General features: G+C 35.4%; 5 protein-coding genes. 3 read left to right on the forward strand and 2 right to left on the reverse strand.

All coding sequences use genetic code 11. The features are described 5' to 3' along the window. A partial coding sequence (locus ACKI3Q_RS04580; RefSeq protein ID WP_407414727.1) for a site-specific integrase occupies positions 1-701 on the reverse strand: 701 nt, incomplete at its 3' end. Positions 702-1,038: 337 nt separating this feature from the next. On the opposite strand from ACKI3Q_RS04580, the gene ACKI3Q_RS04585 reads away from it, so the two are divergent. After that, positions 1,039-2,427, forward strand: a complete 1,389-nt coding sequence (locus tag ACKI3Q_RS04585) for a carbon starvation protein A (RefSeq protein WP_407414719.1) — start codon at positions 1,039-1,041, stop codon at positions 2,425-2,427. 14 nt (positions 2,428-2,441) lie between these two features. Here the strand turns inward: ACKI3Q_RS04585 and ACKI3Q_RS04590 are convergent, their stop codons facing one another. Beyond that, a complete protein-coding gene (locus tag ACKI3Q_RS04590) occupies positions 2,442-3,932 on the reverse strand; it encodes a sodium-dependent transporter (protein ID WP_407414721.1) in 1,491 nt (496 codons plus the stop codon). A 79-nt stretch (positions 3,933-4,011) separates the two neighbouring features. On the opposite strand from ACKI3Q_RS04590, the gene ACKI3Q_RS04595 reads away from it, so the two are divergent. Then, on the forward strand, positions 4,012-5,337 hold the full coding sequence (locus ACKI3Q_RS04595; protein ID WP_407414723.1) for an FAD-dependent oxidoreductase: 1,326 nt from the start codon (positions 4,012-4,014) through the stop codon (positions 5,335-5,337). Positions 5,338-5,595: 258 nt separating this feature from the next. Beyond that, positions 5,596-8,252 (forward strand): amino acid adenylation domain-containing protein (locus ACKI3Q_RS04600; protein ID WP_407414725.1); only part of this gene is annotated, 2,657 nt, incomplete at its 3' end.

An 8,252-nucleotide genomic window follows, 5' to 3' on the forward strand; every position in this document is an offset into this window, starting at 1 on the left:
AGCATGTGGCTTCTGAACCTTCGATATTTTGCAACCCTTCCAAGGCCTAAAGTGTCATTAATCATTTCAAATGATTGCACCATATATGTCCTACTGATTCTAAACAATGGACTTTCCTCAGTCAGAGGTTTATCCCTCAACAACAGATATGCGTTAATTGCCTTTACAGCTTCAGGACTGCAGTACGTAAGGTAATACTTGTTTGTCTTTTTTCTTAAAATGCTGAAGGTAGGGACCACATCATTAACACCGTTGAGATAATCGATTACATTAAAAATATCCATATTTCTGTTTGGCAGATATTCAGATAAGGCATCAATGTAGTCTCCAATTGTCAAGCTCAATGTTTCGGTTCTGGCACATCCGCTGGAACATGAAAACAATATTATAGCTTTCATTAAAGGAGAAGCTATTTGAAAAGCTTCTCTTATAACAGCCTTATCCGGCAAGTCCTTGAAATATATCGGAGCAGGCTTTTGAATGCTTTTTTCATTAATCTTAGGTAGTGACAATATCTCTATATCATAGAATTTGTAGAAATATTTGATGCAGTTCATTTCTTTTCGGACAGTTCCTGGAGCATAATGCTGATACATGTAATGCCTATATTCGACTAATTTTGCTTTCAAGCGACAGTGTTTCCATTTAACTCCATTGTTTTCATCTTCTTCAGCTTCATAAAGAAGTTCTTTTAAGCTCATGCCAAAATACTCACAGTACTTTCTCAACGAAAGCTCATAGCTGAAAAATGTACCCTGCGCATGGTTGCAGCTTATTGAAAAATTTTTTAATAGCTCGTCATTCATCATACTTAACACCTCTATTTTTCATAGGTATAATATCTTGAGAGAGAGCGGTTGAATACTAATACGTATCAGTACTTTTGAAACTGTTCGTATAAAACATATGGAAATGTTATTATTATTATTATTTTTTTGTATTAATAATTGCAATATATTGTATCAATTAACTGGGTTTGTTAATATTGTCATTCAATGCGAAATTTTTTTATAACTTATATCATATAATACATATGTAATGTATAGTTTCGTTCTTTGTTTTTTAACGTTGGTTGCATCGTACTTTATTTATGGAAAATTTGTAGAAAGAATGGCGGGTGTGGATGAAACTCGCGAAACTCCTGCATATAGGTTGCAGGATGGGATTGACTACATCCCTATGTCCAAAATAAAGAATTTTTTAGTTCATTTTTTAAATATTGCAGGTTTGGGACCAATTTTTGGAGCTATACAAGGTGCATTATTCGGTCCGGCAGCTTTTTTATGGATTACATTTGGTACAATATTCATTGGTTGCGTTCATGATTTCTTCTCAGGATTCATGTCATTGCGTGAAGACGGTTATACGATGCCAAATATCGTTTCAAAATATTTGGGGCAAGGATTTCGAAAGTTTATTGCAGTTCTGGTTGTGATTACAGGAATTCTTGTTGCCGCCACTTTTGCAAAAGGGGCTGCAGATTTAATCACCAATCTTACTCACATTCCAGTAATTATTTGTATAACTGCTATATTCATTTACTTTTTGATTGCAACTGTATTTCCTGTCGATAAGATTATTGGAAATGTATATCCTATTTTTGGCGCATTATTATTGATTATGGTTGTGTTGATGACTGGATCATTAATCTTAAATCCGGCATACTCCATTCCGGAGTTTACAACACAGGGTTTGTATTTGACTGACAAAAGTATTTTCCCGTATCTCTTTGTTACCATCGCATGTGGGGCCATTTCCGGTTTTCATGCTTCACAGTCTCCAATTGTTGCAAGATGTTTGGAAAATGAAAAGGATTCAAGACCGGTATTTTTCGGGGCTATGGTTTTAGAAGGTTTGGTTGCTCTTTGCTGGGCAGCTATTGCTATGGCATTTTTCCACGGTCAGCCTCAGCTTGCGGCAATTTACGGTGCGGCTCCTGCTGTAGCGGTTAATGAAATGGCAAAAGCATTGATGGGGCCTATGGGTGTGATTTTAACAGTTGTTGGTGTTGTTATCTGTCCGATTACGACAGGAGACACTTCACTTAGAAGTTCAAGGATAACTATTGTCGATGAACTTGGTATTAAAAACGATAAATTATCTTCAAGGTTAAAAATCTCTGTTCCATTGTTTTTAGCATCTTTTGGACTGACCTTTGTTGATTTCAGTTTGATTTGGAGATACTTTGCATGGTCTCAATTGATAATAGCTACAATCATTATGTATACGGCAACGGTCTTTCTGATTAGGAGGGAAAAGCACTATATCATTTCACTTGCGCCGGCATTGGTGTGTACATTAATTGCATTTGCATATATACTGCAGGCTCCGGAAGGTTTTGCATTGTCTTCAATGCTTGCAAATGTAATTTCAGTTATTGCAACGGCTATTGTTGCAATAGTATTTCTTAAAAAATTTAAAAAGTAGGAATTGAATTAATTCTACTTTATCCTTTCTTCGGTTTCAAACCAATCTTTTGTTTTTGCAGGACGCTTTGTGAATATTAATGATGAAATTATCGTAATCAGGGCAAGCACTATTATGATTATCACGGATTCTGTGGTTTTTATGGATAGCAGCTCATATAATCCTCCAACCCAGATTACAATCAGGATAACGGGAATGATATATTTAACATGAATTAACCACCATTTTCCAAGTTTAAAAGTTTTGCTTCTGCTGTTTAAAAAATCAATTAGTCTTTCAGCTTTAAATATCCAGGCAAATATGATACATTCTACCAATACGGAAAGTATGATGACAATATTGTTCACGAATATGTCTGCTATTCCAAGTATGTATCCTCCGGCGGAAGTAGCATAAACCATTGAGGCAAAGCCTCCGACCAGACATAATACCAGAGTGGCTTTACGTCTTGTTAAAGAGAATTTGTTTTGAATGGAAATCGAAAGCACTTCAAATGCAGACAGCATGCTGGTGATTCCTGCAACATAGACAGTAAAGAAAAACAGGGGTCCGGCAATCAGACCGATAGTGCCCAGAACATTAAACACCTGCGGATATACAACAAAAATCAGGGTTGTTCCTTGAGTAATTATCTGGGAAACAGGGGTTCCTGACTGAAGAGACATATATCCTAAAATTGAGAAAACACCTAAAGCCGCGAAGTTTTCAAAGGCGGAATTTGCTATGACAACATAGAGTCCTGATGAAATCAAATCAATGTCGTCACCGGTATAGCTTGCATATGTAAATCCTGCACCCATTCCCAAGCTTAAGGAAAAGAAAATCTGTCCGAATGCAGCCATCCATATGTCAAAATGCCATAAAAGTGACCAGTTCGGGTTGAACAGCTCTGCCAGACCAATATTTGCGCCGGGCAGGGTCAGAGAGAATATGACAATGAAAAACATGATAACAAATAATACGGGTACGAATACTTTACAGACTTTACCTAAACCGTCATCCAGGTTTTTGTGGGAAATGAACCAGATGATAAACCACCCTGCAATCATGAAAATAGCAACAAAAGGAATAAAATTAAAAACGCCGCTTAATGAATCGGTAGACTGCAGCAGATTAACATTTAAAAAGGTATTCGGATTTGCTCCCCATCCTTTAAAAAAGCTTAAAAACAGATAAATTCCGTCCCAGCCAATGATTGTTGAATAATAGACTGCCATTATAAACACGACAACAGGCAAAACCCAACCGTAGAACTCAAATTTTGGTTTGATTTTAATGAGTGCTTTTGTAAATGATGACTGGTAATTGTAACCCACGCCATATTCCAGAATTAAAAACGGAATTGCCAAAGAGAAAATGGCAACTAAATAGGGAATGTAAAAGGCCCCTCCACCATTGGAATAAAGCACATATGGGTATCTCCAAATATTACCCAATCCAACTGCTGATCCTATCATTGCAAGAATGAATGCTAAACTGCTTCCCCATTTATTTTCATTTGCCATAATATCCCCTATAAATCTGTAATTAATATTTATATTATTAAAAATATATATTCATTTGTATAATATAACAGGTGAAATAATGCGTATAGTGATTGTCGGTGCAGGTGCTGCAGGTTTGACTTTGGCATCAAATATAAGATATAATGACGAAGAAACGGAGATTATAATTTTTACAAAAGGTGAGGATATTGCATACTCTCCATGTGCCATCCCATTGGTTTTGGGAGGATGCATAGAATCCTTTGATGATATAATTATGCATGATGCAGATTATTATCTGGATAAAAATATACAGGTGCATTTGGATACTGCTGTCACTCATGTGGATTCAGACAATAAGACAATTACCTTTGAAAAGGATACTGCTTGTGAAACAATGGGTTATGATAAGCTGGTGCTTGCTGTAGGGTCCGAGATTATTGATCCTGGCTTTGACATTGATGATGCAGACAGCATCTTTTCATTAACAAACATCCATGATGGAAAAATTATCCAGAAATCTCTTGAAGGCAAAAAGGATGTCGTATTCATCTCAAATTTTTCCATTGGAATTGAAAGCGCTTATGAATTGGCAAAAAAAGGATATAATGTAACATTCCTGGAACAGTCATTCGGCATTTTGCCATTATTCCTGGACGGAGAAATGTCCGGCAAGTTAATTGAACTAAATGATGGTGTGGATTTCGAAACGAATGCTGATGTAACTGCTATAACCACCGACGGTTCCAAAAAGGTTATCCATTACAATGATAAATCCATAACTGCCGATGTGGTCATTTTGCCTAGCAATAAAGTGCCGTCAACTTCTTTAGCTGTTGAGGCAGGATGTGAAATCGGAGAGTTCGGTGCCGTTAAGATAAACGAATACCTCGAAACAAGCGTTGAAGATATCTATGCTATCGGTGACTGTGTGGAAGTGGAAAGCCATGTAACCGGTACTCCAACAATGTCTCCTGCGGGAACTACTGCCGTTCGCCAGGCAATGGTTCTGGCAAATAATTTCACGGGCAATAAGCTAACATTCGATCCTGTTGTCAATACTGTAGTTTCTAAAGTGGGGGAATATAACTATGCCTGTTCAGGCATAACGGAATCATTTGCAAACATGATAGGAATGCCCGTAGTCTCTGAATATATGGAAACCTGTCAAAAGGCGAGATATTATCCTCAAAACAATAAATTATATATTAAGATGATTTGTAAATTGGACGGTACTGTTGTCGGCTGTCAGATGCTGTCTGAAGGAGATATTTCATCAAAGATAGATGCTTTATCATTTATCATTACAGATAATTTGAAATGTGATGAAATTATTCAGAAGGAATTTTCATATACTCCATCATTGGCTATGGTTGTCAGTCCACTTGTTCAGATTTCATTGAAAATTATGAAAAAAATTGAATAACAATATCCGCTAAAATTTCAATAAATAATATTCATTTTTGAAAAAATGAGTAAAATATTTGTGAATTCATGTGCAGGTTAACAGTAAATGTTAACTTCTTTTTCTTTTTTTTAACACTGGAAATCATTTTTCTGTTCAAACATTAATTTTTTGATTTAATGTACTAATATAATCTATTTGTGAATAAAATAGCAAATGTTTATTTAAATAAAAAAACATATTTTTTTATAATATTATATAACAGTGAGATATGATAATATGATTGATAAAAATGTAAATTATAATAAATACTTTATAGGAATTCTCAAGGATTTTGATGAATCTACAATTCTTAACCCGGATTTAAATGGGGTTAAAAAACCTGAATTAAATGAAAGTGAATTAAAAATAAAGGCAAATGTAATTGAAGAATTTTGCAAAGAAAATTCAATTACGGAAAATATACTATTTTTAGCCAGCACTGCATTGGCATTGAATAAGTTTAATTTTTCAGATAAGAGTTTAATTTTCCATGAAAATAATATAATTTTTACAGTCAGCTCTGAAAATAGGGAAATGATTCTTAAGGATTATTTAATGCAGATCCAAAGCGATTATCTGGAAAATATGCAATATTCTCATTTTTCAATTGATGATATCATTGATGAATATAATCTCCAGACGGAGTTCTATTATGCATTCAATAAGGAATTGGATTTCAATTCTTTTGAATATAAATATAATTTTTACTTGAGCGTTCAAAAAGCAGGTGAAGAATTTATATTATCCTCTCATTATAATGACCAGTTATACTCTGGCACTTATGTCGATTTGTTCCTAAAAAGTATTGACACAATCATTAATCAATTTTTATCAGCAGACATCTCCGAATCAGTATTGTCTGATATTTCACTTGTTGAAGAAAAAGCAGCTATTGAATTTAAGGAAGTTAAAGTTCCGTTCATCCACAAACGTTTCGAATTGCAGGCCGAGAAAAAACCGGACAATTTTGCACTTGTTTCAGATGGTGAAAGATTAACATACAGCGAACTTAACCAAAAGGCAAATAGAATTGCCAATGCGCTTATCAAAAAAGGAATAAAACCAAATAGCAATGTTCTGGTAATGATTCACAGAAATAGTAATTTAATCGCATCCCTTTTAGGTATTTTGAAGGCAGGATGCGCATACATTCCAATAGATCTTGAATATCCTCAGGAGAGAATTGACTACATTTATGAAAACAGTGAGGCAGACTACATCATTTCCGATGATGATGCAGGTAGTTCATTGAACGTTAAGGATTTGCTCAAGGAAGAAAATACGGAAAATCCTGACGTTGAAATTTCCCCTGAAGATTTGGCATACATGATTTATACTTCAGGTTCCACTGGAAATCCTAAGGGAGTTATGATTTCCCATAAAAACATTACAAACTTATTTACTCATGATGAGGATAACAGATTATGTCATATTTATAACGGCATGAACAAAACCCTTGCACTGAGTACAGTTTCATTCGATGCATTCCTGCTTGATTTCATGAGCTTGACATTTGGTCTGGAAGTTGTTCTGGCCAATGACAGTGAAGCCAAAAACATTACTGATTTAACCAGACTTATACATGACGAAAAGCCGGATGCGCTTACATTCTCTACACCATCAAGATTAAGGGAATATCTTGATAATGAGCAATTCAATAAGGAATTCTCCTCATTCAAGTATGTTGCAGTCGGTGGGGAAATGGTGCCTCAGGATTTGATTGCATATGTTCTGGAAAATAGTGAAGCTGACGTTTATAACATTTACGGACCTACCGAAGCAACTGTTATATCCAATTCATGCAAAATCACCGATCCAAAAGAGCTTACTGTTGGTAAGGCACTCTACAATTATGTGACTGATGTAAGGGACATTGACGGTAACGTATTGCCTCCTGGCGTAATGGGTGAGCTTTATATTGGTGGTTATGGTGTAGCTGGAGGATACTATAACCTGGATGACAAAACCAAAGAGGTCTTCCTTGAAATCGACGGCATCCCATACTACAGAAGTGGGGATTATGCGATAAAACTTCCAAATGATGAAATCGTTATTAAAGGTAGGATAGACAATCAGATTAAGTTAAGAGGATTGAGAATAGAAATCGGAGAGATAGAATCAAACATCGCCGATTATCCTGGTGTAAAAGAAAACATTGTTGTAATTAAGAAAATCAACAATACCGACCATCTGTGTGCCTACTTCACCACTGAAGGTGAAATTGACATAAATGATTTGAAAGAATACTTGAAAGACAGATTAACCAAATATATGGTTCCAACAGTCTTCATGCATATGGATGCAATGCCAAAAACACCAAACGGAAAAACGGACGTAAAAGCACTTCCTAAACCAATACTCACTCTTGAACTGGTTCCTCCGGAAACTGAACTCGAAGAAAAATTATTCGATATTGCATCATCAATTTCAAAAACCACTGAATTTGGTGTGACTGATGATTTATATGCTATCGGATTCACGTCATTGTCATTAATGCATCTTGCTTCCAGCATCTATGAAGAAATGGGATTCAATATAGATATTTTCAAATTGCTTGATGAGCCGACAATTAGGAATATTGTAAATCTTATTGACAATGCTAAGGATTCAGTTGATTTGGATGAAATTATAGAGGAATCCAAAGAATCAATGTATCTTCCTTTGACCGCAAATCAGATGGGTGTATACTATGAATGTGTTCAGAACCCTGACGTTCCTCAATATAACATCCCTAACCTCCTCAGATTTGACAAGTCAATTGACGCTGAAAAATTAAGGGAAGCAGTCATTAAAACAATTGATGCATATCCTTATCTTAAAACCAGAATTGTCATGCATGGTGATAATCTAATGCATAAGCGTGACGATTCAATTCCAATAGAAGAGATTCCAAT

Source organism: Methanobrevibacter sp., from assembly GCF_045636185.1.
Taxonomy (GTDB): Archaea; Methanobacteriota; Methanobacteria; order Methanobacteriales; family Methanobacteriaceae; genus Methanocatella.